At 77.8% G+C, this 2,695-nt stretch carries 2 protein-coding genes; both read left to right on the top strand.

Annotation, left to right across the window (positions count from 1 at the left end):
* The coding region (locus DKL51_RS30020; RefSeq protein WP_260428717.1) for an ADP-ribosylglycohydrolase family protein at nucleotides 1-1,873 on the top strand (1,873 nt) is incomplete at its 5' end.
* Nucleotides 1,870-2,695 (top strand): ribokinase (locus tag DKL51_RS30015; RefSeq protein WP_148097887.1); only part of this gene is annotated, 826 nt, incomplete at its 3' end. The genes DKL51_RS30020 and DKL51_RS30015, both read left to right, overlap by 4 nt.

The raw sequence follows: 2,695 nt of genomic DNA, 5'->3' as shown, positions 1-2,695 counted from the left end.
GCCGAGGGCCGAGCCGGCCCCGCACCGCTCGGAGCCTGAGCCGTCCCAGCAGCCCTCCTCGACGGGCCCGGCGGCCCCGAAGGCGGCGCGAAAGGCTGCCCCCAAGAAGGCGACGCCGGCCGCGAAGAAGGCCACTCCGGCCGCCCGCAAGCGCACCGGCCGCTCCCGCCCGGGCCTCGGCGACGTGTCGATTGATCCACAACACGATCACCCCGCTCCGCGGCAGGCCGGCAGCCCGGAAGGAGCCTCCGGCCAGGCCGGTGCCGCGGAACCGACCGGGCCGGTCGCCTCGGCCGGCGCGACCGCGGAAGCGCCAGCGGCAGGACCGGCCGGCCCGGTCAACGCCACCACCGTCGAGCCCGGCGCCCCGACGAACGGCACCGAGACCGCCCCAGCAGTCGAACCCGCCGCCCCCGCAGTCGTCCCGGAACCAGCCACCGCCGCCAGCCGCTCAGCGGCCGGACCGGGGATCACCCCGGAACCCGCCAACACGGCCAGCGGCTCAGCGGCCGCACCGGTCGGACCGGCCAGCCCCGCTACTCCGGACCCGGCGGCCGATCCGGTCAGTTCAGCCGGCACCACCGCAGCCGCCATGCCCGAGCCCGAGACGCTGGTCTCGGGCGGCCGGGCCAAGAAGGCCAACGCACCGAGGAAGAGCGCCCCGCGCGGCACCACCCCGAAGACGGCCACCCCGGCGAAGAAAGCCAGCCCGGCGAAGAAGGCGGCCACTCCGGCGCCGCCGGCCGCGGAGAGCGCACCGGAACCCGCCACCGCCGTCGAGACCTTCGCAACGGCAGAAACAAGGGAGACCCCGGTGGTACCGGCGATCGCCGTACCCGGACGGACGCCGGCCCTACGGGAGGCGGCGTCGGGGCGTACCGCGGGGGTGGAGTGGCGGGCGATCAGCCTGCGGGTCCTCGATCATCCCGGCTTCGCGCCGGAGCTGCTCGCCCTGGCGGCGGTGGAGGCGCTCGGGCCGCGGGCCCGGGAGTGGGCCGAGGGGCTGCGGGCGAGGTACCCGGACGCCGATCCGGACGGGCTGGCCCGGCTGGCGGCCCGGCGGTTCGTCCGGCTGGCCGGGACGGGTGGGGCGGTCGCGGCGGGGGCGGGCCTCCTGGCGCCGGTGGCCGAGCTGGCGGCGGTGCTCTGGACGCAGGCCAACCTCGTGCTGCACCTGGCGGCGGCGTACGGCCGGGACCCTGCGCATCCGGACCGGGCGGTGGAGCTGCTGGTGCTGACCCAGGTGCACCCGGACGCGGACAGCGCCCGCACGGCACCTGACGCGGCGCGGACGGCCGACGGGCCGGGTGAGCGACCGTGGCCGCGGGCCGCCGAGGCGGCCTGGCGGGACGCCGCCGTCAGCCACGTCCGGGCGGGGGCGTACGGGGCGATCTGGGTGGCGGCCCTCGCCGCGGCGGCGCCGGTGGCCGGCGGCATCGACGAGGTGCTGGACGCCGGCGAGTCGGTGCTGCCCCCGGGCAGCCGGTTCACCGCCGCCGTCCGGGAGGCGCGCGCCCTCGGCGCCGGCACCGACGACTGGGAGAGCATCGTGGACACCCTCTACGAGCGGCACGGCCACCTGCACTGGGTGCACGTGCGCAACAACGCGGCCCTGGTCGCGGCGGCGCTCGCGTACGGGCGCGGCGACCTGGAACGCTCCATCTGCGCGGTGGTCAGCGGCGGCTGGGACACCGACTCCACCGGCGCCACGGTCGGCGCGGTCACCGGCGCGCTGGCCGGCGCGTCCGGGCTGCCCGAGGGCTGGGTCGCCCCGCTGGGCAACCGGCTGGCCAGCAGCATCGCCGGTTTCGACGGCGTCGGCTTCGACGCCCTCGCCAGTCGTACCCTCGCCCTGGCCCGGGGTGCGGCGTGAGCGCTCGGGTGGTCGTGGTGGGCAGCGCCAACCTCGACCTGGTGGTGACCACGCCGCAGCTGCCGAAGCCCGGTGAGACGGTGCTCGGCGACGACTTCCGGACCGTGCCCGGCGGCAAGGGCGCCAACCAGGCGGTGGCCGCCGCCCGGGCCGGCGCGGACTGCGACTTTGTGGGCGCGGTCGGGGCGGACGACTTCGGCGGGCTGCTGCGTGACAACCTGGTCGCCGCCGGCATCGACGTGCGCGGCCTGCGCACCGTCGACGGGCCTTCCGGGGTGGCGCTGATCGCCGTCGACGGTGCGGCGGAGAACTTCATCGTGGTGGCCCCGGGCGCCAATGCCGCCCTGACCGCGCTCGACGACGCCGACCGGACCGCGGTGGCCGCCGCCGATGTGCTGCTGCTCCAGCTGGAGGTGCCGCCGTCGGCGGTCACGCAGGCCGCTGGCTGGGCCCGCGACGGGGGCACCACCGTCGTGCTCAACGCCGCCCCGGCCCGGCCGCTGCCCGAGGAACTGCTCGACCGGGTCGACGTGCTGGTGGTGAACGAACACGAGGCGGCCGTGGTCGCCGGGGTCTTCACCGACGAGCCGGCCGCGCTGCTCGACGCGCTGGTGGCGCTGGTGCCCCGGGCGGTGCTGACCCTCGGCGCGCGCGGTGCCGCGTACGCCGACCGGCACGGCACCCGGATCGAGGTGCCCGCCCCGAAGGTCGACGCGGTGGACACCACCGCGGCCGGCGACGCGTTCACCGGGGCCCTCGCCGTCGCCCTGGCCGAACGGGGCGGCCTCTGCGCCGACACCGCGCCCGCCGTGCTGCGGTGGG

Source organism: Micromonospora globispora (assembly GCF_003857015.1).
Lineage (GTDB): Bacteria > Actinomycetota > Actinomycetes > Mycobacteriales > Micromonosporaceae > Micromonospora > Micromonospora globispora.
The sequence above is the reverse complement of the archived record's forward strand: the minus strand, read 5'-3'. Positions and strand labels throughout refer to the sequence as shown.